The 21,621-nt window shown below is 72.0% G+C and carries 19 protein-coding genes; 6 read left to right on the top strand and 13 right to left on the bottom strand.

From position 1 onward, the window contains the following. Positions 1 to 4: 4 nt before the first annotated feature. Positions 5 to 1,126, bottom strand: coding sequence for an alpha/beta fold hydrolase (locus CAP_RS31840; RefSeq protein WP_197041446.1), 1,122 nt, complete (start codon positions 1,124 to 1,126; stop codon positions 5 to 7). 72 nt (positions 1,127 to 1,198) lie between these two features. On the opposite strand from CAP_RS31840, the gene CAP_RS31835 reads away from it, so the two are divergent. Continuing rightward, positions 1,199 to 2,236: a LysR family transcriptional regulator gene (locus tag CAP_RS31835; protein ID WP_052376406.1), complete on the top strand. Its 1,038-nt coding sequence runs from the start codon at positions 1,199 to 1,201 to the stop codon at positions 2,234 to 2,236. Between the two features lie 229 nt (positions 2,237 to 2,465). Here the strand turns inward: CAP_RS31835 and CAP_RS45960 are convergent, their stop codons facing one another. From CAP_RS45960 to CAP_RS31815, 4 genes are all read right to left on the bottom strand, one after another. After that, a complete protein-coding gene (locus CAP_RS45960) occupies positions 2,466 to 3,158 on the bottom strand; it encodes a hypothetical protein (protein ID WP_052376405.1) in 693 nt (230 codons plus the stop codon). 493 nt (positions 3,159 to 3,651) lie between these two features. After that, the gene (locus CAP_RS31825) at positions 3,652 to 4,293 is read right to left on the bottom strand and encodes a Uma2 family endonuclease (protein ID WP_197041445.1); all 642 of its coding nucleotides are present in this window, start codon (positions 4,291 to 4,293) and stop codon (positions 3,652 to 3,654) included. A 187-nt stretch (positions 4,294 to 4,480) separates the two neighbouring features. Further along, positions 4,481 to 5,368: a LamG domain-containing protein gene (locus CAP_RS52765; RefSeq protein ID WP_197041444.1), complete on the bottom strand. Its 888-nt coding sequence runs from the start codon at positions 5,366 to 5,368 to the stop codon at positions 4,481 to 4,483. A 161-nt stretch (positions 5,369 to 5,529) separates the two neighbouring features. Further along, on the bottom strand, positions 5,530 to 6,306 hold the full coding sequence (locus tag CAP_RS31815) for a M90 family metallopeptidase (RefSeq protein WP_044247759.1): 777 nt from the start codon (positions 6,304 to 6,306) through the stop codon (positions 5,530 to 5,532). A gap of 101 nt (positions 6,307 to 6,407) precedes the next feature. Here CAP_RS31815 and CAP_RS55265 point away from each other — a divergent pair, with 101 nt between their 5' ends. Then, positions 6,408 to 7,268 carry a GNAT family N-acetyltransferase gene (locus CAP_RS55265; RefSeq protein WP_052376403.1) on the top strand — a complete coding sequence of 287 codons (861 nt, stop codon included), beginning with the start codon at positions 6,408 to 6,410 and terminating at the stop codon, positions 7,266 to 7,268. Between the two features lie 52 nt (positions 7,269 to 7,320). On the opposite strand, the gene CAP_RS55260 is transcribed toward CAP_RS55265, so the two are convergent. Next, positions 7,321 to 8,208, bottom strand: a complete 888-nt coding sequence (locus CAP_RS55260) for a LamG domain-containing protein (RefSeq protein ID WP_052376402.1) — start codon at positions 8,206 to 8,208, stop codon at positions 7,321 to 7,323. Between the two features lie 240 nt (positions 8,209 to 8,448). Here CAP_RS55260 and CAP_RS31800 point away from each other — a divergent pair, with 240 nt between their 5' ends. Beyond that, the gene (locus CAP_RS31800; RefSeq protein ID WP_044247757.1) at positions 8,449 to 8,847 is read left to right on the top strand and encodes an HPF/RaiA family ribosome-associated protein; all 399 of its coding nucleotides are present in this window, start codon (positions 8,449 to 8,451) and stop codon (positions 8,845 to 8,847) included. A 119-nt stretch (positions 8,848 to 8,966) separates the two neighbouring features. On the opposite strand, the gene CAP_RS31795 is transcribed toward CAP_RS31800, so the two are convergent. Further along, positions 8,967 to 10,505 (bottom strand): SIR2 family protein, encoded by a 1,539-nt coding sequence (locus tag CAP_RS31795; protein WP_044247829.1) that lies wholly within the window; start codon positions 10,503 to 10,505, stop codon positions 8,967 to 8,969. A 138-nt stretch (positions 10,506 to 10,643) separates the two neighbouring features. Here CAP_RS31795 and CAP_RS45945 point away from each other — a divergent pair, with 138 nt between their 5' ends. Next, entirely contained in the window at positions 10,644 to 11,786 is a 1,143-nt protein-coding gene (locus CAP_RS45945; RefSeq protein ID WP_081865476.1) for a YdcF family protein, read from the top strand. Between the two features lie 70 nt (positions 11,787 to 11,856). Here CAP_RS45945 and CAP_RS31785 read toward each other — a convergent pair whose 3' ends face one another. The 3 genes from CAP_RS31785 to CAP_RS31775 all read right to left on the bottom strand — a co-directional run bounded on the left by CAP_RS31785 (position 11,857) and on the right by CAP_RS31775 (position 15,219). Next, on the bottom strand, positions 11,857 to 12,915 hold the full coding sequence (locus tag CAP_RS31785; RefSeq protein ID WP_231511799.1) for a hypothetical protein: 1,059 nt from the start codon (positions 12,913 to 12,915) through the stop codon (positions 11,857 to 11,859). Positions 12,916 to 12,988: 73 nt separating this feature from the next. Further along, complete coding sequence (locus CAP_RS31780; protein ID WP_044247755.1) at positions 12,989 to 14,314, bottom strand: tetratricopeptide repeat protein; 1,326 nt, start codon at positions 14,312 to 14,314, stop codon at positions 12,989 to 12,991. Beyond that, positions 14,311 to 15,219, bottom strand: a complete 909-nt coding sequence (locus CAP_RS31775) for an RNA polymerase sigma factor (RefSeq protein ID WP_231511798.1) — start codon at positions 15,217 to 15,219, stop codon at positions 14,311 to 14,313. The genes CAP_RS31780 and CAP_RS31775 overlap by 4 nt, the downstream gene beginning before the upstream one ends. 231 nt (positions 15,220 to 15,450) lie before the next feature. Here CAP_RS31775 and CAP_RS54230 point away from each other — a divergent pair, with 231 nt between their 5' ends. Together CAP_RS54230 and CAP_RS31765 are read left to right on the top strand one after the other, a co-directional pair. Continuing rightward, the gene (locus tag CAP_RS54230; protein ID WP_052376398.1) at positions 15,451 to 15,645 is read left to right on the top strand and encodes a hypothetical protein; all 195 of its coding nucleotides are present in this window, start codon (positions 15,451 to 15,453) and stop codon (positions 15,643 to 15,645) included. A gap of 404 nt (positions 15,646 to 16,049) precedes the next feature. Further along, positions 16,050 to 17,132 (top strand): hypothetical protein, encoded by a 1,083-nt coding sequence (locus CAP_RS31765; RefSeq protein ID WP_052376397.1) that lies wholly within the window; start codon positions 16,050 to 16,052, stop codon positions 17,130 to 17,132. 95 nt (positions 17,133 to 17,227) lie between these two features. Here the strand turns inward: CAP_RS31765 and CAP_RS31760 are convergent, their stop codons facing one another. Genes CAP_RS31760 through CAP_RS45940 form a run of 3 tightly spaced genes read right to left on the bottom strand, consistent with a single transcriptional unit; the run spans position 17,228 to position 21,517 of the window. Next, positions 17,228 to 17,692, bottom strand: a complete 465-nt coding sequence (locus CAP_RS31760) for a CoA-binding protein (protein ID WP_044247753.1) — start codon at positions 17,690 to 17,692, stop codon at positions 17,228 to 17,230. A gap of 59 nt (positions 17,693 to 17,751) precedes the next feature. Further along, the gene (locus CAP_RS31755) at positions 17,752 to 18,645 is read right to left on the bottom strand and encodes an ATP-binding response regulator (protein ID WP_044247751.1); all 894 of its coding nucleotides are present in this window, start codon (positions 18,643 to 18,645) and stop codon (positions 17,752 to 17,754) included. Between the two features lies 1 nt (position 18,646). After that, positions 18,647 to 21,517: a hybrid sensor histidine kinase/response regulator gene (locus tag CAP_RS45940; protein ID WP_052376396.1), complete on the bottom strand. Its 2,871-nt coding sequence runs from the start codon at positions 21,515 to 21,517 to the stop codon at positions 18,647 to 18,649. Between the last annotated feature and the right edge of the window lie 104 nt (positions 21,518 to 21,621).

Genomic DNA, 21,621 nt, shown 5'->3' with positions numbered 1-21,621 from the left:
CGCGTCACTTTGCCACGAAGCGCACGAACGCCTCGAGATCCGCGTCGAAGTGCGTCGCATCATCGACGAACGGAGCATGACCGAGCCCTGGATAGACGAGGAGCTTTGCCCCAGGCACGAGCTTCGCGGTGTGCTCGCCCATCGCCACCGTCAGCATCCGGTCCGCGTCCCCCTGCATCACCAGCGTCGGCACCCGCAGCCCCCGCAGCGTCTCGTCCCCGCGCGGGGTCGACATGTTCCGGATCGCCTCCGTCACCTCCGCCGGCAGCACCCCGGCCGCCGCGCGCACGCGCGCGAGGTTCGCCGCCGGAGGAGGCACCGCGAAGCAGGCGTCGAGGAAGCGCCGCGACCCCTCCGCCCGCGCCGCGTCGTCCTTCACCACGAGCGAACGCATGAACCCCTCGTTCTCCTTGGTGAAGAACTCCGGCTTGAACGCCGTGACCGCGTCGACGAACACCGCCCCCGCGATGCCCTTGTCCCCATGGTCACGCAGGTAATTGATCATCACCACGCCCCCGAGCGACCAGCCCACGATCACCGGGCGCCGCACCTTGGCCGCCGCGATCACCGCCGCGAGATCGTCCCCCCACCGCCTCCCCTCGGTGTACGCCGCCTCCTCGCGCGGCCGGTCGGAGGCGCCGTGCCCCCGCAGATCGTAGGTGATCAGGCGGAATTTCGTGGCGAGCGCGCCCTCGATCTGGCGCATCCAGGCGAGGTGGGTGAGCCCGAGCCCGTGCACAAGCACGATGGCGGGCGCATCCGCCGGGCCGACCTCCTGCGCCGCGAGCGAGAGCCCATCCGGCGTGCGCACCGAGAGCCTGCGAAGCCCCGCCATTGCCCCTGGCCCTGCCGCGCCGCCCTTCGCCGCAGGCGCAGCCCCCGTGCCCGCCGCACCCTCACCCGGCGCAGGCGCAGCCCCCGTCGTTGCAGGCCCAGCTTCCCTGGACCCGTCCCCCGCAGCCGCTGCGGCTCCTTGCGCGACGGGGCTCTCCTGCGCCCCTGCTGTCCGAGCCCCCTCCCCGCCCTGCTCCGGCGCCGCTGGCGCGCCCGCGCAGGCCGCCACGGTCAGCCAGGCGATGAGACCCAGGAAAGAGCCACCACGACCGATGCGTTTTTCAATGAGCATCCAGCGCGCCTCCTCGATGCGCATTGCGCACCGTAATCGGCGGTCGCATCATGACGCCAACCGGTTGTCGTAATGACCCTCATCAACCACACGCATCTTGCTCGCCTGGACCTCAACCTGCTCGTGGCGCTCGACGCCCTCCTCACCGAGCAGCACGTCACCCGCGCCGCGCTCCGCATCGGCGTCGGTCAGTCGGCCATGAGCCACAACCTCGCCCGCCTGCGCGACTTCTTCGGCGACGACCTCTTCGTCCGCACTGCCGAGGGCATGCGCCCCACCCCCCGCGCCCAGCGCCTCGCCATCGAGCTGCGCCCGGCGCTCGCGCAGATCCAGGCCGCCGCCTTCGGTGGCGCCCCCTTCGACGCCTCCCGCGCCGAGCACACCTTCCGGGTCGGCATGTCCGACGGCCTGGAGAGCGCGCTCCTGCCCCTGCTCGTCGCCCACACCACGCAGCGCGCCCCTGGCATCCGCGTCGACGTCGCCCCGATGCCGCCGTCTGCCGCGCCGCGCGCTCTCGATGCCGGCGACATCGACCTCGCCGTCGGCACCTTCGGCGACGACACCGTGCACCACAAGCGCCGCGTGATCTGCGCCGCGGGCGGCCACCGCGTGCTGTTCGATCGGCAGCGCGTCCCCGCGGGCCGCGACGGAGACCTCGACCTCGACGTCTACACCGCCCTCCCGCACGTGCGCATCGCCTCCCACGAAGCGCTCGAACAGGTCATCGACGATGCCCTCGCCCTCGCCGGCCGCACCCGCCAGATCGCGGCCTCCACCCCGCACGCGCTCGCCGCGCCCTTCGTCCTCCTCGCCTCGGCCACCGTGGCCACGCTCCCCCTGCGCCCGGCGCTGATCGTCGCCCAGGCCTTCGCCCTCGCCCTGAGCGCAGTGCCCGTCCCCCTCGGCGGCTACGACGTGGTCATGCTCTGGCACACCGGCAGCGACCGCGACGCCGCCCACACCTGGCTACGCGAGGCGATGGTGGCGGCAGCCGCCGAGGAGCAGGCCCTGCGTCCGAGCCCCTCCCCCGTCCGCAAGGTGGCTGGACGCGCGCCCTCCACCCCGAAGAGCAAAGCGCGGCGACGCGCGACGGCCTCGCGATCCGTGTGAGCGTTCCGGCGTTGTGAGCGTTCCGGCGTGCAGAAGCTCACGGGTGCAGGCCCCACGCAGAGAGGACAGGAAGAGGACAGGAAGAGGAGCGCCGCACGCGCGACGCCACGGAAGGAGAACGGCCAGGCACCCCCTCGGCCCCCGCCGCGCGGCCATCCATCGGGCCGACCAGCGGTGGTCCGGCGCCCGGGAGCAACGCCGCGGGAGTGCCTGGCCTGCGCTCTGCGACTCAGGGCGCAACCGGTGACGGCTTCACCGCAGACGGCGCCACGGGAGGCGGCTTCGCGACCGGCGGATGCGCCGTCGTCCCGGCCTGCGCCCCCGACGCGAGAGGGACCGTCGCGGGCGTGACCACCTGCGGCGCCCCGGAGGCCGCCTTGCCCCCACTCTCCTTGTCCGGCGTGGGCTTGGTGGGCCCTGGCTGCGACGCGTTGCGCTTGGCCCGCGCCGCGCGCTCCACCGCCCGCTGCTCGTCGAGCTGCGCCTCGTAGGGACCGAGCAGCTCGCGCCGCGTCGCCTCGTCGTGCTCGTAGTCGAGCAGCACCTGGGCCGCGAACCGCTTGAACGCCTCGTGCCAGGCGTGGCTCGCCTTCTCCACCGCGCTGCCGGCCGCTCCCGCCTCGTGCCCGAGCGCCTGAGCGTACAGCGCGATGTGCCCCAGGAGGTGGGCGGCCACCGGCCACAACCCCTGCCTCTCGATCGCCTCCATGACGGCGGGATCCTCGACCACCTCGCGCACCTCGCAGAGCGCCGGCCATTCGAGGTCCATGCTCCTGCGAATGAACTGCGTGCCTCTCCTGAAGACGCGGGTGCGAATGAGCTGCAGCCGGCTCGCCGCCATCTGCTGCTCTTCATCGAGCGGCACCACGCTGTCGAGCAGCGCCCGCTCCTGCTCCGCGACCGCGCGCCCGAAGGCACTCACCAGCGCCGCTGACCGCTTGCTCCACCTGCATGCAGCGACGCTGTGCCCTTGCACACTTGCACGCAGCGACGCTGGCCGCTTGCCCCACCTCACCCCGGCAACGATGGCCGCTTGCTCCGCCGCATGCGGACATGAAGGCCACTTGCCCGGCTGCACCGGGGTGACGCTACCCGCTTGCCTGACCACGACGCGGGAACACTGGCCGCTTGCTCCGCCGCATGCGGAAATGCTGATCGCTTGCCCGACTGCGGTCAGGGGACACTGGCCGCTTGCCTGACCGCGACGCGGGCACGCTACCCGCTTGCTCCGCCGCATGCGGAAACGCTGGCCGCTTGCCCAACCTCACCCTGGCGACGCTGACCGCTTACGACCAGTGAGCTGGTTCCCTCAGGCGTCCGGATCGATGCCCATCGCCCGCAGCTTGCGCGCAAGCAACTCCGCACGCTGCTCGGCGCTCTCCGCACGCTGCTCGGCGCTCTCCGCGCGCTGCCTCTCATCCTGCGCCTGGGCGGCGAGTTCCTCCGGCGGCGAGTTCCTCCCCCGCAGGGAGCAGCGCACCAGCGGGGGTGAAGAAGCGGAGCTTGCCCTCGTGCACGCCCAGGAACAGACCGAGCTGTGCACTCCAGAGCCGCCCCGAAGCGTCGGGGGCGATGGGTTCGTAGCGCGCATCCTGGAGGCGAAAGCCGGCGAATTCGAGAGACTCAGGGTCGAACCAGAAGTAGTCGGGCGTGCGAAACACGTCCTGGTAGATCTGCTTCTTCTGGCCGCGATCCATGGTGTGGGTGCTGTCCGAGAGCACCTCGACGATGACGTTGGGGTACTTGCCGTCCTCCTGCCAGACGGTCCAGCTCCTTCGCGGCCTCTTCTCCGTGCCGAGCACGACGAAGAAATCGGGGCCGCGGAAGTGCTCCGATTTGAGCTGCCGTTGGCTGTAGAAGATGGTGCGGTTGCCGGCCGCGAAGTAGTCGGTCCGGTCCTTCCAGAACAGATCCAGGCTCTGCAGCAGCAAGAAGAGCTGAAGCAGGTGAAGGGTCGACTCCATCTCGGGTTCGTCGCTCGGAAGCTCGGCCGGCAGCGCCTCGATGCCGCCCTTCGCGCTGGCTGGCTCGTGCATCTCAGGTGCAAGCGCGGACATGGTGAAAGCGTGCCGCAGAACCTCTGGCAAGGCTTCATCACGTTGAGCGATGCGCGCCGGTGCGCAGGGGAGCCCGCGAAAGCAGCACGGAAACCAGGGCGTCGAGAGACGCCCGCGCGTTACCTGGAACAGGCTCTCGACGTACGACGCGCGCAGAGAGGTTGGCCGCGCGCGTCGACACCCCGGCTCACGGCGGGCAATCGGTGCGACCCGCAGCAGCGCAGATCTGCGCGGGAGTGCGCGCCACGTTGAACACGCGCACGTTGTCGAGCTGGCCGACGAAGGGATCCCCGTCGGGCGCGTTGCCGCCGATGGCCACGGTGCCGTTCGAGGGCGTCGCCATGCCGGCGTCTCGCGCGTCGAGAAGCTGTCCGTTCTTGTAGATCTGCACCGTGGTGTTGGTGCGCACGCACGCCACATGGGTCCAGGTGTTGAGCGGGACATCACCTCCAACAGGCTCGACCCCTTGCGAGGAGCAATTGAGGTGCGCGGCCTCGTCGCGGATCCAGATGCCCACCCGACCGTCACTGTCGAAGATCCCGGCTCTGACTCCGTCGTTGGGGGCATCCTCGATCCTGAACCACGCCTCGATGGTGTACGTGTCGCTGTTCCACACCGGAGAATTGCCGAGGTGGATATGGGACCCGTTGTCGACCTGTACAGAGCGACCATCCTCGTGATCCTCGAAGTCGAGGTTACTCTCGTCGACCTCGTGCCCCACGGATGACTCGTCCTCGGCGCTGTCGTTGTCGAAGGAGAAGCACGCGACGAGCGTAGCGTCGGTCGGATCGCAGACGGGCTCCGGGTCCACAGCACCGCCACCCGCACCGCCTGCGCCGCCTGCACCGCCCGCGCCGCCCACGCCTGGGTCACCCGCGCCCTGGCCCCCGGCGCCACCCACGCCGCCTTCACCGCCCACGGAGGTGGTGCTGGTGGTCGTGCCGGTCGTCGTGCTCGTCGACGTGGTGCTGCCGGTGGGCTCCTCGCTGTCCGGCAGGGTGCCGGCAGTGCTGAGCACGCAACCAGCGAGCAACGTGCCACCAAGAAAGAGCCAACCCAGACGGTGCCCGATCATGTCCGGATCGTACACGAGGCGCGGAGGCGCTTGCACCTTTGCGGCGCGCTTCTCCCGCGCTCCGATCTGGCGACACGGTGGCGCCATCGTGACCCGACGCGACCTCGACGCGACCCCGGCGCGACCTCCGCCATCCGGTGGCGCCCTCGCGACCGGCGAGGTCAGCCTTCGTGGCCCGGGTCCTGGTTGTAGAATTCCTTGAGCAGCTCGTACAGCTCGGGGTGGCAGGCGCGCAGCTTGCGGGGGCGCTCGAAGAAGGCCTCGGTGATGACGGCGAAGAACTCGGCCGGGTTCGTGGCGCCGTAGGGATCGATGACGGTGGGGCGCATCCGGGCGTCGTCGCGCTGGAGCTGGTGGTACTCGCGGCCGAGGATGCGCGCCCAGGCGGCGTACATGGAGCGGCGCGGCAGCTCGGGGGCGCCGTCGACCGCGCCGCTCTCCTGGTCGAGCTGGTGCGCGAACTCGTGGAGGACGAGGTTGTGGCCGTCGCTGATGTCGGCGGCGCCGGTGAGCACGCCCTCCCAGGAGAGGACGACCATGCCGCGCGTCCACGACTCGCCGAGGCGCGACTGGTCCCCCTCGATGACCACGCCCCCCTCGACGATCTCGCGCGCAGGGGCGCGGTAGCCGGCGGGGTAGACGAGGATGATCTCCAGGTCGGGGTAGTAGTCGGTCTCGCGGTGAAGGAGCAGCAAGCAGGCCTGGGCGGCGATGGTGACCCGGATCTCGTCGGTGATCTCCAGGCCGCCGCAGCCCTCGAAGGTCTTCTCGGCGAGGAAGACTTGGAGGTGGCCGCGCAGCTCTTCCTGGTCGGCCTCGTCGAGGCGGCGCAGGTAGTAAGGGACGTTCTGCTCGAGGATCTCGCGCCAGGCTTCGGGGAAGGGCTGGCTGCGGATCTCGTCGCGCTTCTGCGCCCTGGTCTTCAGGAAATCGAGCATCGGGGCATGCTGGCACGGCGCGCGAGCATGGGCGAGGCGGGCACGCGACGGGTGCGCGGAGAGGTTGGGAAACGGGGTTTCAGCCCCTAGAATGCGCGCCCATGCAGGAGCAGGAGTCGCCAGACCGCGCGCTGGCGCGCCGGGTGGAGGAAGCCGACGCGCTCGCGGGGGAGTGGTGCCACGAGGCGCTCCGGCGGCTGCGACCCGGGCTGGAGACGGTGGTCGAGCGCATCGCGGGCGGCGTGGTGGGGTTCTTCGGGGCGCAGTCGCCGTTGACGCAGGGGCGGGGGCTGGGGCTCGCAGGGGCGGTGTCGGCCGAGGAGATCGACAGGCTGGAGGCGTTCTTCCGGCGCCGCGGGGTGACGGCGACACTGCAGGTGAGCCCGTACGCGGATCAGGGGCTGGTCGACGCGCTGGGGCGCCGGGGGTTCTCGCTGTCGCTGTTCCTGAACGTGCTCGTGCGGCCCCTCGCGCGGCGCGGGGAGGGCTGGGAGAGCGGGGAGGGCTGGGAGAGTGAGGAGGCCGCGCCGTCACCGCCGGACGGGGTGCGCGTGAGCCGGGTGGAGGCCGGCGATGCGGAGGCGTGGGCGCGCCTGGTGGCGCAGGGGTTCGCGGGGGACGAGGAGGTGACCGAGGACGGGGTGGACCTGAACCTGCTGCTGTTCCAGGAGCCGCGCGCGGCCTGCTTTGTGGCGCACGTGGACGGGCGCCCCGTGGGCGGGGGCTCGGTGGCGGTGCAAGAGGGGCTGGCGTCGCTGTTCGGGATGTCGACGGTGCCGGGGTTCCGGCGGCGCGGCGTGCAGCGGGCGCTGCTCGAGGCGCGCCTCGCCTACGCGGCGGCGCAGGGGTGTGACCTGGCCTCGGTGGTGGCGCTGCCCGGCTCGGGCTCGCAGCGCAACGCGGAGCGGGTGGGGTTCCGGGTGGCGTACACGCGGGTGATGCTGAGCAAGCGCTATCCGTGAAGGCAGCGGGGCAGCCGCTGGGCCCTGCGCGGCGCTGCGGGGTTGCCTCGACTCAGGGGGCTGGACAGTCGGTGCGACCGGCGTCGGCGCAGATCTGCGCATCGGTGCGCGCGACGTTGTAGACGCGCACGCCATCGAGGAGGCCGAGGAAGGGGTCGCCGGAGGGCGCGTTGCCGCCGATGGCCACCGTGCCGTTCGACGGGGTGAGCACAGTCGTGTCGCGGGCATCCAGAAGCACGCCATTCCTGTAGAGGAGCATCTGGACGCCATCATGGACGCAGGCCAGGTGCGTCCACGTGCCGAGCGGGACATCCCCACCGCTGAGCTCCGTGCCTTGTCCCGCGCAAGAAACGTGTGCGGCCTCGTCACGGATCCACATGCCCATGCGACCGTCACTGTCGAAGAGCCCCGACCTGGCCCCGTCGTTCGGGGTATCCTCGATGCGGAACCACATCTCGACGGTGAACGCCGAGACATTCCAGTCAGCGCTGGCACCGAGGCGGATGTAACTGCTCGCGTTCATCCTCGCAGCTCGCCCGTCAATGCCGTTCTCGTAGGCGAGGTTGCTCTCGTCGACGGCGCGGTGGAAGCTCGATGCATCCGCAGCGTCATCATCGTCGAAGCTGAAACAGGCGAGGAGAGTAGGGTCGACGGGATCGCATCCCACGTCTGGGTCGACGATCCCCCCACCCCCAGCGCCACCCGTACCGCCCGCAGGCTCCTGCCCTCCTGTACCCCCTCCAGACGCGCCCACGGTGGGGAGGAAGCCTCCACCTCCGGCACCCGAACCTCCACCTCCGGACGCGCTGGACTCCGCCCCGATCTCGTACCCGTCGAGCCCCGAGAGCACGGCGCACGCACCGACGCCGCCGGCCAGCGCCATCCAGCCAGCAAGCGCGAGAGGCTTGAGGACGCGCAAGGCAGAGGTGTCGGGGAGCATGGAAGGCGATGCTATCGCAGGCCCTACGGAGCCACCAGGCAGCGTCCGTCCCTCCGAGAAGCGTGCGGGAGAGGCAAGGCGATGGGACACAGGGGAGCTGCGCGCGATGAAGACGCTGCAAATCTGCGCAGGGGCTCCCGGGGCTCCGGGTGCTTCCAGGATGCCAGGGTACGCCAGGCACGGAGCATGTATCGGGTTCTCCCTATCGGGCGCGCCGAGGCGACCCACGGGAGACAGCATATGAACGAGGTTCAGGTCACGTTTCGTAACATGGCAGTGTCGCGAGGGATCGAGGGGCTGGCCCGCGAGAAGGCAGCCAAGCTGCAGCGGTTCTTCCCTCGCCTGCAGAGCTGTCACGTCGTGGTGGAGAGTGCCAATCACAAGGGTGGAAGGAGCGCCACGTACCACGTGCGAATCGATGTGACCGTGCCGGGCGCCGAGCTCGTCGCGAACCACGAGCCGGCCGGCAACGTCCACGATGACGCCTATCTGGCCGTCAGGGACGCGTTCGACATCATGCGGCGGCAGATCCAGGACTACGCGCAGCGGCTGCGCGGCGACGTGAAGTCGCATGTGTCAGACCTGCCCGCGCCGGCGGCGTTCGGGCCCGAGCTGAGCACGGAAGGTACGGCCTACTGAACGCGGCCGTATCCTGATCGCCCGGGGCGCGTGACGCGCTGGTGCGCCCCGCAGGCACGCCCGGCAATCGCTTTCAGCAACAGCTCCCCGCAGGCGCTCGCGGTCGGGGCGCGTGCAGTCTATCGACGCAAGCCTGACAGGCCCTTGCTCTGAAGGCCTTTGACGAGCGTTCGCAGCTCCTGCGCGATCTCATTGAAGGCCTCTTCCCGGTCGGCCGAGCGGGTGACCGGGATCTTGCTCCTCGGCAGGACGACCAGCTTGCCGAAGCGGCTCTCCTCCCAGGTGCACGGGCGGAGGAGGATGGGGACCACGCGCGCGGTGCCCTGGGTCTGGCGTTCGAGGGCGCGCGCGATTTGCAGGTCGAGCTCCTCCGAGGCGAGCAGCTCGGCGCTGATCAGGACGAGGATGAGCTGCGCGGAGTCGAGGTGCGCCTGGATCTGTGGCTCGACTTCCTCGCCGCCGAGGATGTCGCCGTGGTGCCAGGGGGCGATCAGCTTCTCCCGCTTCACCATGGGCGCCATGTGGACCTGGAGGCGCTTGAACAGGTCGGCGTCGCCCTCGGCGTAGCAGATGAAGGTGTCGATGGGCCCCGCCGCACCGGGCGCAGGGGACGCCGCCGATGCCGTGGCTGCAGGCGTCGCGGGCGCCGCGGGGGATGCGGACGGTGCGGAAGGAGCGGTTGGCGAGGTGGAGGTCGACACCGCGGGCAGGGGCGCTGCGAGGTCGGGGATGACGGGGGAGGTGCTCGCCGTCGGCGTGGCGTTCGCCGGGGTGACCGCGGGCGCGGCGGGCACGGCGGGCACGGCGGGCACGGCGGGCACGGCGAGGCCGGGCAAGGGGGTGCCGTCGGGGGAGGCAAGCCATTGCAGGATGTCGGTGATGTCGGTGTGGCGACCGTCGGCATTGGGGTATTCGATGAGGCGAATGCCGGCGTCCTCCAGCTTGCGGCGGCGTGAAGGGCCAGTCATTCCCTTGGGGAGGAGCGCGTAATGGGTGGGCGGCTGCCCGCCGGAACGGGCGCGCACCTGGCCGAGGGTGAGGTCGATGTTGTCGTCGGCGAGGCCGAAGCCGAGGAACAGGAAGGGATGGGTGCGGTAGAGGGCGCCGATGGTGTCCTGAAGCTGGGGGGACGCGAACATGGCCCGGTCGTACTGGTCGCGGGTGAAGACCCAGGTGCGGGCGTCGCTCAGGGTGCCGTGGATCTTGAGGATGTAGTGGCTGTCCTGGGCGAGGTGGCCGGGAGGGTCGGTCAGCTCGGGCCACCTGCCGCGGAAGGCGCGGACGAGGAGCTGGTCGAGGTTGGTGGTGATCACCGCCCAGAGCTTCGGGGCGAGGGCGGCGATGGCCCTGGCCGCGGGGGGTTCGTCGTCGAGGTGGCGGTCGTCGAGGGACCTGCGGACCTCGCGCTCGAAGTCGGGGCCGAGGAGGGGCTTGGCGGCGGAGACGGCGTCGAGGAGCTGGTTGCCGTCGATGAGCGCGTCGAGCTCCTGGAGGGACGCGGCGTCGGCGCCGCGTTCGAGGGCGCGCCTCTGGAGGTTCTTCGCGAGCTGCTTCCAGGTGGGAAGGCCCGCGCCGACGGAGACCCCGGCGCCGACGAAGGCGATGAGTCGGCCAGAGGCGTGAGCCTGTCGCAGGTCGGTGAGGGCCGAGGTGTCCATGATCCACATCCTAGCGTCGAGGCGCGCGGAGGGCCTGGAACTTCCCTCACGCGCACGGAGAACTGCGGCGATGAAGGCGCGGAGGGAATGCGCTGGCGCCACGGGGCGTAAGGATGCCGCGGGGCGTAAGATCGGGCGATGGCTCCGTCACGGGTGTCCCCCGTATCCCCAGTCCCTGCGCTGTCTCGCCTGCACCGCGCGCGCCGCGCGCTCCGTGTGCTGCGCGGCTGCGTCACGGACCGCACGGCGGTGTCGCTCGCCGTGTTCCGGGGGTTCGCGGTGGCGGTGCTGGCATTCGCGGGGATCAATGCGGTGAGGGCGCTCGGGCCAGGGGGGTCGTCGGTGGCGTGGCACCTGTTCTACCTGCCAGGTGTCCGGGGCGGGGCGGATGCGTGCCTCGCGCTGCTCGCGGTGGTGCTGGGGTGGAGCGCGTTCGGTGGCGTGGGGCGGCGCGGGGTGGCGGTGGCGCTCGGGCTGGGGCTCGCCGCGCTCGCGGTGGTGGCGGGGTACAACGCGCTGGCGTTCGCGGACCTGGCGCAGGAGGGGGCGATCCGGTCGGCGTTTCCGGTGCCGCTGTCGGCAGGGCTCGCGGTGGTGCTGGTGCTGCACGGGGTGCTCTGCCTGTGGCCGCGGCACGTGGCGGCGCGTGGAGAGGTTGGAGGGGAGGTCGGGGAGAAGGCTGGCGCGAGAAGGGCCATCGGGGGTGCGGCCGTGGCAGCAGGGGTGGCGGCGGGAGTGGCGTCGCTCGGGTGGGGGATGCTCGCGGTGGTGCTGCACATCCATGCGTTCGGGTTGACGGATTACCGGCGGCCGGCGGACGCGATCGTGGTGTTCGGGGCGCGTGCGTACGCGGACGGGACGCCGTCGGAGGCGCTGTCGGAGCGGGTGATGACGGGGGTGGCGCTGTACAAGCAAGGGCTGTCGCCGCGGCTGGTGATGAGCGGGGGGGTGGATCCGAGCGGGGTAAGCGAGCCCGTGGTGATGCGGGAGGTGGCGGTCGCGGCGGGGGTGCCCGCAGAGGCGATCGTGCTCGACGAGCTGGGAGTGAACACGGAAGGGAGCGTGGAGAGCGTGGCGGGGATGGCCGGGCGGCTCGGGCTCGGGCGGGTGCTGGCGGTGAGCCACTACTTCCACCTGGCCAGGATCAAGCTGCTGTTCGAGCGGCGCGCGCTGCGCTGCTTCACGGTGCCGGCCGACGAGGGGGAGACGCTGCTGCTCGGGACGCCGTACTACGTGCTGCGCGAGGCCGCGGGGCTGATGTTCTACTTCGTGCTGGGCTGAGGTGCATCGTGGCGCTTCCCGGCTACGCTCACGCACGCGGGGCACGAGGGAGGCACCGATGCGGTGTGCCTCAGGGCGCCGCGGAGAGGGCTTCGGCGGTGAGGCTGAGGCCGAAGCCGAGCCAGGCGCCGGCGATCTCCTGGGAGGCGCCCGCGGCGTCCTGGTAGGGGGCGGCGCGGAGGACGGCGCCGGGTTCGAGGTGAAGGCCTAGCCAGAGAGGGCCGCCGATGCGGGTGTCGATGGCGGCGAGGGCGCCCGCGCGGGCCGACCAGGTGTCCTTCTCGCCCGGGAGCGCGTCGACAGCGCGCGCGCCGGTGATGCGTACGGAGGCGAGGGCAGCGGAGGCGCCGAAGCTCAGGCGCACGGAGGGGTGGACCCAGATGCGGTAATCGGCGGCGAGCCCGGCCTCCAGCCAGCGGAGGGTGCCATCGCCGAGGGGAGAGGCGAGCCAGCGGGCGAAGAGCGTCTGGTCGACGCGGTGGCGGCGGAGGCCGAGGGAGATGGCAGGGCCGGCGAGGAATGCGGCGGAGGCAGGGAGGAACGCGGCGTCGGGGCCGGCGGCGAGGTCGAGGGCGTCGAGGTCGCGGGAGGCCAGCTCGACCTCCTCGGGGGTGGGGCGGCGCGGCGCAGGGGCGCGGCGGGGGAGGCGCAGGCGGCGAATCTCGGCGCGGACCATCTCGCTGGTGGCGATGGCGACGAGGCGGGCGGCGACGTCGGCGGTGAGGCCAGAGATGGAGATGCCGCGGCGGACCACGGGGCGGGTGTCGAGGCGGACCTGGATTTCGAGGCGGGCCTCGGTGGGGCGATCGATCCAGACCCGGGCGGCGGAGACGTCGAGGGGGCCGGCGGCGGCGGCGATCTGGGCGGTGTCGCCGAGCTCGATGTCGATGAGGCGACGGAGGCGCGCCTCGGAGAGGGTGCCGCTCGCAGCCGCGGAGAGGGCGACGCGGACCTCGACCGGAGGCGGGGCAGGCGCAGGCGCAGCAGGCGCAGCAGGTGCAGGCGCCGCAGACGCGACAGAGACCGCAGGTGCGCGGGCCGCAGACGCCGGGGATGGGGTGGTGCGGCGCTGGGTTGGCGAGGGCGTGGATGCGGGGGAAGGGGCCGCGTGGGCGATGGCAGGAGCCACGAGGAGCGCGGCGGCGGCAAGGGCCGAGGCGAGCCGCGCGCGGGACCCGGATCCGAGGGACGCGGTGGCCAGATCAGGGAGCGGGAGCGGGGGCGTCCGGAGAGGGCGAGGCGGTGTCACGCTGGGCCGGGGCGGGCGCAGGCTCGACGTCGCGCTCTTCGACGACCTCGGCCTCGTCCGCTTTCTCGCCCGCGTTGATTCGCTGGACTGCCTCGCACCGCCCATCGGGGTACTTGCTCACATACTCCTGCGCCATCCGGATTGCTTCCTCCTTGTGACCAGCAAGGACTTCGGCGCCGATGCGCTTGCAGAAGGAGTCTTCGGCCAGGTTGCCGCCGGGCGAGAGGTTGCCGGCGCGCTCGTAGTACTTCGCGGCCTTGGCCTGGTCGCCAGCGCGGGCGTAGAGGTTGCCGAGGGTGAAGGCGGCGATCTCCGCGTTGGGGTCGCCGGGGAAGGCGTCGACGACGCGGGAGAGCGCGCGGATGGCGGCTGCCTGGTCGCCGCCGCGGCCGCGGAGCAGATCGTTGAGCTCCATCAGCTCCTTCGCGGTGCGCGCGGAGGCGATGGCGCCGTCGATGCCGCCGCCCTGCTGCCGGAGCATGTCGAGGGCGCCGGAGTCGTCGCCGGCGTTGAAGCGGGCGCGCCAGTCGGGGGCAGCGACGGCCACGGGCGCGGGCTCGACGGAGGGCACCTCCGCCACCGAGGGCGCGGGGGGCGCGTTGCGGAGGACCGGAGACGAGGTGGGCGGAGGCGCGACGAGCGTGGTGGTGCGCTGGCGGATGGGCACACCGGCGGCGCTGTCACCGCGACCGAGATCGCGGGAGCCGACCGGAGAGGTGACGCGCACGGAACCGTCGCTCACGTCGATGTCGATGTCGTCGACATTGTGACGCACGCGGAAGCTGCCCGCGGCGGCGGTGGAGACCTGGGCCTCGCCGGCGACGAGCGCGATCTCGCCGCTGCGCGTGACGCCGACGGTGTCGATGGCGGCCTCGCCCTGCACGAGGCGGAGCTTGAGCGCGCCGCCCTCCGCGCGCTCGAGCTCGATGGTGGAGCCGGGGGCGAGGGAGATGGCGCCGCCGCCGGGGAGCGGGTAGGTGCGCTCGCTGGTGCCGGCTGCGATGATCTCGTTCGCGGCGCGCTGGTCCTGCGAGGGCAGGGCCTCGAGCTGCGCGGCCTCACCTGCGGGCTCCATGAGGCGGCCGCAGAGGATGCCGCCACCGAAGGCCGCCATGGTCGCCGCGAGCAGCGCCGCCGCGAAGCCCGCGCGCCGCGGAGAGGCGGGCTCGCGGATGTCGAGGTCCTGGTCGATGCGCGCCCAGACGCGCGCGACACGCTCGTCGGTGGCGTGATCGCGCAGCGCGGTGGGGTCGATGCGGGGCACGTGTCGGCGCTTCATGACGCTACCTCGGAGGTGGCTGGATCGACGAAATGCTCGTCGAGGAACTGCTGCGCGCGGGTGATGCGGCGCTTCACGGTGGCGAGGGAACAGCTCACCATACGCGCGACCGTGTCGAGATCGTGTCCCTCGACGGCGCGGAGGATCCACGCGATCCGGTCGTCGGCGGGCAGGGTCTGGAGGAGCGCGTAGATCTGGGCGATCTGGGCGCGCGTGTGCGGGGAGGCGTCGGGGCTCGCGAGCGCGTCGAGGTCCACCGGCTCGCTCGAGCGGCCCATGCCGAGCAGGTTGAGGAGCCGGCCGCGGCGCATGCGCGAGCGGACCTTGTGCACGACGATGGAGCCGAGCCACGACTTGAACGCCGCGGGGTCGGAGAGGTCGTTGAGGCGCTCGAAGGCGCGGACGAAGGCGTCATGGGCGATGTCCTCCACGTCGCGCGCGGAGCCCTCGATGCGGGTGGCGAGGTTGATCGCGAACGCCGCGTGCCGCCGGTAAAGAAGCGCGAGGGCCGCGCGATCACCGCGCTGGGCGAGGGGGACGAGCTGCGCGTCGGGCAGGGTGTCGAGCGTGCCCGACACCTCGGGGAGGCGGCGGTGACGGCCCCGCGCGGGCGCGTCGGAGGTGTCGGAAGCGTCCGAAGTGACCGGCGGCGGGGTGGGCGTGCCCGGGGTCACCCCCGTCTCCAGCTCGGGGGCCGAGTCGCGCCGGGGGAGCGGGTAGAGAGAGTCGCGCCGGGACGCCTTCCCGCCTGCACCTGCACTCCCCAGCGTCCCACCCGCGTCCTGCGTGGGCGGGACGTTGGGGAGCGACGCGAGCGACGCGCGCCCGGACTCCTCCCCTTCCGGGGAAACTCCGGGCGACGGCTCGACCAGGCGCAGGCGCCCTCGCTGTGCTCTCGCGGTCATGGTGTGCAGCATAACGAAGTCCCGGGGGGGCGCCCTGATTGTCCCGCCCGGACCAAGCATCTCGGCCGGGTGGACGCGGGCGCGCCGCGGGACTTCGCCTGGATTTAGGACGCCCGGGGGGGGCTGGATGGCTCAACGAAGAAATTGGTGAGCCGTTCTTCGGAGGTCGGGCGTCTCAGGGGGTGCCGCGGGAGATTCCAGCGGTATTCACCGAACCTGGAGGATACGACCATGACCAAGCTCGCCATCTCGCTCTGCGCTCTCTCCCTCTTCGCGGTCGCCTGCGGCGGCGCCCCGGCCGAGCCCGCAGTCCCCGAGGCCCCCGCGGCCCCCGAGGCTCCTGCGGCTCCCGAGGCTCCCGCGGCGCCCGACGCCCCCGCTGCCCCCGACGCCCCCGCGGCGCCCGAGGCTCCCGCGGCGCCCTGATTCGGGCCCGCGCCGGACGTTCATCGGGTCGAAAGGCCTGGAGAACGCTCGGTTTGCACGAAGAGGCGATGCCATCCGTGGTGTCGCCTTTTCATTTTTTGTCCTCCCGCACTGCGCGCTCGGGCCGACGGCCGGCCTCTCGTCCCGGTGAGGCCTTGCGGTCCGTCGAACGTGCCGCGAACGTGCCGCCGCGAACATCGGCGTTGGCTGGGCCCCCCGGGCCCTGATGGAGGTATTCTGCGAGCGATTCTGCACCCTCGCTGAAACGCTGAACGCCTGACCGCGCGCTGCAGAGCCCTTCCTTCCACCTCTCGCCGACAGAGCCCCGCATGACCGCCCATCTTCCTTCCTCCCGCGGACCTTCGCGTGACCCTGCCGCCCCGCGCCTGACCTCGGGCCGGATCGTGGCGACCTTGATCGCGGCCGTGCTCGCCTCGATCACCCTCGCTGCCGGATGTGGCCGCACCGGTACCTGGGACGACATCGGCATCGAGGGGCAGCCCCCGGCGTGTGGCGACCGGCTGTGTGCAGCGGGCGAGGACTGCGCGTCCTGCTCCCCGGACTGCGGGCTCTGCGCGGGCTGCGGGGACGGGACGTGTGCCGCGACGGAGAGCTGCTCGTCGTGCTCCCTGGACTGCGGCACCTGCGCGGGTTGCGGGGACGGCACCTGCAGCGCCACGGAAAACTGCGGCAACTGCGCCATCGACTGCGGCTCCTGCGGCGGCTGCGGGGATGGGTTCTGCGACGTCACCGTGGAGGACTGCAGCAACTGCGCCCTGGACTGCGGGATGTGCGGCGCGTGCGGGGATGGGTTCTGCGACGCCCAGGCCGGCGAGGACTGCGTGGCCTGCGCGGCCGACTGCGGCTTCTGCCCGTCGTGCGGCAACGGCGCGTGCGATCAGGGCGAGACGTGCGCGTCCTGCCCCGGGGATTGCGGGGTGTGCGCGGCGTGCGGCGACGGGACCTGCCAGGGGTCGGAGACCTGCCTGTCCTGCGCGCCGGACTGCGGGGCGTGCTCGTCCTGTGGCGACGGGGTGTGCAACGGGAGCAACGAGAACTGCTTCGCCTGCCCCGCGGACTGCGGCACGTGCTCGCAGTGCGGCAACGGCGTGTGCAACACCAACGAGACCTGCGCCTCCTGCCAGCAGGACTGCGGGGTGTGCTCGGTGTGCGGCAACGGGGTGTGCCAGAGCTTCGAGACCTGCTCCATCTGCCCGCAGGACTGCGGCCAGTGCCAGCCGCTCGGGTGCCTGGAGGTGGTGGGCTGCGCCCTGCAATGCATCGACACTTCGCAGTTCCCGCCGGGCTTCAGCATCGCCTGCATCTCGAACTGCGTGTCGCAGGGGTGCGCCAACGTGCAGTTCTTCGTCGATCAGTTCCTGACCTGCGCGATCAGCGCGCTGCCCATGTGCGGCGGAGATTTCGGGTGCGTGCAGGGGGAGTGCGACGCGGAGCTCGCCGCCTGCATCGGCGCCACCTGCCAGTGAGCCTGCGCGGGGGGACGGGCGCGGCGCGTGGTGCGCGCAGCGTCGCCGCGCTGCCGGTCGGCGCTTCAGCCAGCGCCGGCCGCGTGACAGGCACGTCAGCCAGCGCCGGCCGCGCGGCGGTGCTCCACCATGAGGCAGGAGTCCTGAACGACCTCGATGCCGGCGGCGGCCAGGCGCGCGGCGGCGGCGTCGTTGCGGATGCCGCTCTGGAACCACACCGCCGCGGGGCGCGCGGCGAGGATGTCGTCGACGTGGGCATCGATGTCGGCGGGCCGCCGGAAGACGTCGACGAGATCGATGGGCCCCGGCACGTCGGCGAGGCGTCGGTACACGGGTCGCCCCAGGATCTCGCGCACATCGGGGTAGTAGACGGGCACAGGGATCACCTCCACGCCGACCCGGGCGAGGTACTCCGCCACGTAGAACGCCGGCTGATCACCCTGGGCCTCGGTCTTGATGCCGAGCACCGCGACCCGCTTTGCTCCCCGCGCGATCGCGGCGATCCGCGCGCGGTCCGTCACCAGCCCCCCGCGGGGCTTCGCTGCTGCATCTCGCTCCATGCAGGCGTTCTAGCACCGCGCCTGCCGGGTAGCCCTCGGCGTCAGCCCTCGTCGGGGCTTCAGCCGTCGTCGGGGGGGCGGCGGCGGAGGATCAGGGTGATCTCGTTGCCGCGGCTGTTGTGGGTCACCTCGTCCATGAAGGTGCGGACGAGGAGCAGCCCGCGGCCACTCGGCTTCTCCAGGTTCTCGAGATCCAGCGGGTCGGGCAGGGTGGAGGGATCGAAGCCGGGGCCCTCGTCGGTGACGACGTAGGTGGCCTCCTCGCGGGTCTCGCGGGCGGTGAGGCGCACCCGGCGATCGCAGTAGGGCTGCTCGCAGCGGCGCTGCCGCACCAGCTCGTCGAAGTGGGCGCCGTGCTCGAGCAGCGCGGAGCTCAGCTCCAGGTTGCCGTGGTAGATCGCGTTCACCAGCACCTCGCGCAGGGCCACGGCGACCTGCAGGCTCATCGCCTCGTCGCACAGACCGAGGCGCACCACGCTCTGCTCCAGGTGACCGACGACGGCGGGGATCTGGGAGACGTCGTTGTCGAGCTCGAAGTGCCACTCGGCCGCGTGGAGACACGCGCGCAGGATCAGCTCCTGGCGCTCGCGCCGGGCGACCTCCAGGATCTGCTGCACGGTCGACACCAGGGTGTTGGCGAGATCCCGCTTGGGGACGTAGCTCGCCGCGCCGCGCCGGAGCGCCTGCACCGCGATCTCCTCGCTCCCGTGCGCGGTCATCAGCACCACGGGCAGGCCGGAGTGGCTGCGGCGGATGGCCTCGACCAGCTCGAGGCCGTCCATCTCCGGCATCTGCAGGTCGGTGAGCACGATGTCCGGGGCCTCGCGCCCGATGCGGTCGAGGGCGTCGGCGCCGTGCTCGGCGTGCACGGCCTCCATGCCGGCGCGCCGCAGGAATCCGGCCGCCAGACGGCGGTCAATCGCGGAGTCGTCGACCACGAGGACCTTCACCATGTCACACCCCTCTCTGCTGCGCGGGCGGCGCGTCCCCGCCCTGCAGCTCGGTGAGCAGCGCGCGAAGCTCGGCGGCGAGGCGGCCGAGCGACGCATGAAGGGTCGCTGACGCCTCGGGCGCGGCGCCGAGATCACCCGCGCGCGCGAGCTGCTCCAGATGGAACGCCGCCGACCAGGTGGGCGCGGCGCCGAAGTTGTCCACGGCTCCCTTGATGGTGTGCGCCGCCCGCTGGAGCCGCTTCGCGTCGCCTGCCACGAGCGCCGCGTCGAGCTCTCCAACCCAGCGCGGGCGCTCCTCCAGGAACACCTCGAGCAGCTCGCGGAGCAGCTCGTCGTCGCCGCCCACCCGGGCGCGCGCCTTGGCGCGGTCGAAGGCTGGCGGCACCGGCGGCACCGCAGCCACTGCGGACACCGCAGCCACTGCGGACACCGCAGCCACTGCGGACACCGCGGGCATTGCAGCCACCACGTCCACTGCGGGCGCCGAGAGCGCAGCGGCCGCGTCTGCGCGGGGGGAAGAGGCTGCGGCCGGGGCCGCAGCCGCAAGGGGAGAAGGCAGGGTGGGGGCGGCCTTCGGGCCGGGGGACGGCTCGGTGGCCCGCGAGGGTTCGGCGGGATGAGGCTCGGCGCTGGCGAGCGCGGCGGGGCTGAGCGACATGACCGGCTCGGCCTCGTGGCTGGTCTCCTGCGCGGGCGCAGCCAGGTGATCGATGGCCTCGTACAGCTCTTCGAGCTGGACGGGCTTGGTGACGTAGGCGTCGAACCCCGCGGCCATGCAGCGCTCGCGGTCTCCCTTCATGGCGTAGGCCGTGACCACGATGAGCGGAACGCGCCGGGAGCCCTCGCGCTGCTCGCGGGCCCGCACCGCGCGCGCCGCCTGCAGGCCATCCATCTCGGGCATCTCCACGTCGAACAGCGCCACGTCGAAGCGCTCCCTGGCGAGGGTCTCCACGGCGACCCGTCCATTTTCTACCACGTGCACTCGGTGGGACTGGGACTCCAGCCAGCGGCGCATGAGCTTCTGGTTGATGACGTTGTCCTCGGCCACGAGCACGCGCAGGCCCTGGGCCCTCGGGCCGGCCCGACGGCGCTCCTCACCCTGCAGCGACACGGGCGCCCGGATGCCGAGCGCCTGGAGCGAAGCATCGAGCAGGGCCGAGGGCTTGATCGGCTTGGTCATCACCGAGAAGACCCCGAGCTCACGCGCCCGCGCGGTGTCCGCGGTGACCGCCACCGAGCTGAGCAAGAGGATGATCCGGGCCTTCGGGCCGTGCAGCTTGCGGGCCCGCTCCGCCACCGCGAAGCCATCCACCCGCGGCATCTTCGCGTCGATGAGGAGCAGGTCGAAGGGCGGCTCCCCCTTCGCGCGCCCGGACGGCGGCGGAGCTTCGAGCGCCGCGATCGCGGCCGTCCCCGAGTCGACCAGCGAGGGCTGCATGCCCCAGCCGCGGACCATCGGCTCCAGGATGGCGCGCGTCGTCGCGTTGTCGTCGGCGATGAGCACCCGCGTCCCCGAAAGCTCGGAGGGGATGGGCGCGCGCATGGAGCGCGCCGGGCGGTCCAGGGTGCGGAGGCGCGCGGTGAAGTGGAAGGTGCTCCCGCGACCGAGCTCGCTCTCGATCCAGATCGCCCCGTCCATCATCTCCACGAGCCTGGCGCAGATGGTCAGCCCGAGGCCGGTGCCGCCGTATTTGCGGGTGGTCGAGCCGTCCGCCTGGGCGAAGGCCTCGAAGACGCGCTGCTGCTTCTCCTGCGCGATGCCGATGCCGGTGTCGCTCACCCGGAAGTGGAGGACCACGTCGTCGCCGAGGTCCCGCTCGTCCACGCCGGCCACGGGAAGCTGCGGGCCCTTCGGCGGGGGCAGCCGCTCGTCCACCCCCACGCGCACCACCACCTCGCCCGCGGGGGTGAACTTCACCGCGTTGCCGAGGAGGTTGATGAGCACCTGGCGGATCCGGAGCGCGTCGCCGATGAGCACCTCGGGGACCTCGGGGGCAAGGTCGTAGGCCAGCTCCAGCCCCTTCTCGTGGGTGCGGAAGGCGAGCGTCTTCGTCGCGTCGCCGACCACCTCCGAGAGGTCGAAGGGCATGGGCTCGAGCTCCATCTTGCCCGCCTCGATCTTCGAGAAGTCGAGGACCTCGTTGATGATGGTGAGCAAGGACTCGGCCGAGACCTTGACCATCTCCAGGTACTCGCGCTGCTCGCGGGTCAGATCGGTCTGGAGCGCGAGCGCCGTCATCCCGATGATCCCGTTCATGGGCGTGCGGATCTCGTGGCTGACGCTGGCGAGGAACTCGCTCTTCGCCCGGCTCGCGGTCTCGGCGGCCTCCTTGGCGCGCGACAGCTCCTCCTCGGCCTGGCGCCTCCGTTCGAGCAGGGCGCGCAGGCTCGCCGAGTGCTCCCGCTCCCGCTGGAGCGACTCCTCGCCCATCGCGTCGGCGCGGCGCTTGGCGATGCCTGCCATGAACGCCATGGCCGGGGTGGTCACCAGGGTGACGATGACCCGGAGGAGGTTGTCCTCCGTGTACGTGTAGACGAACGGCTCGCCGGAGTCGGAGAAGTACGAGGCGAGGTAGAAGCTCGAGATCGCCGCGGTGACGAGGCCGCTGCGCATGCCCCCGAGGAAGGAGGCGAAGACGATGAGCATCGACAGGATCGCTGGCGGGTTCGGGACGTGCCAGTCGATCTTGTCGAGCGCCGCGATGAGGAGCGCCACGACCGCGGTCACCGCGGGCCCGATCACCTCGCGCGCCCTGCGGCTCAGGAGCACCGCGCGGAAGACCCGCGTCGCCGGGCCCCGGCTGGTCACGGGGGGCTCGATCGGGCCGCTGTCGGCGACGGCGCGCGCGGACGGATCGCTCACCTCGGGCATCGCCCGCCATCGTTAGCGGCTCCAAAGAGCCGCGTCCATTCTCCGCGAGGCTTCTCCGAACTGTCCTCAGGCCCCTGGCGCGGCGCCACGAACGGCATCGGGGG

It is taken from the genome of Chondromyces apiculatus DSM 436 (assembly GCF_000601485.1).
Lineage (GTDB): Bacteria > Myxococcota_A > Polyangia > Polyangiales > Polyangiaceae > Chondromyces > Chondromyces apiculatus.
The sequence above is the reverse complement of the archived record's forward strand: the minus strand, read 5'-3'. Positions and strand labels throughout refer to the sequence as shown.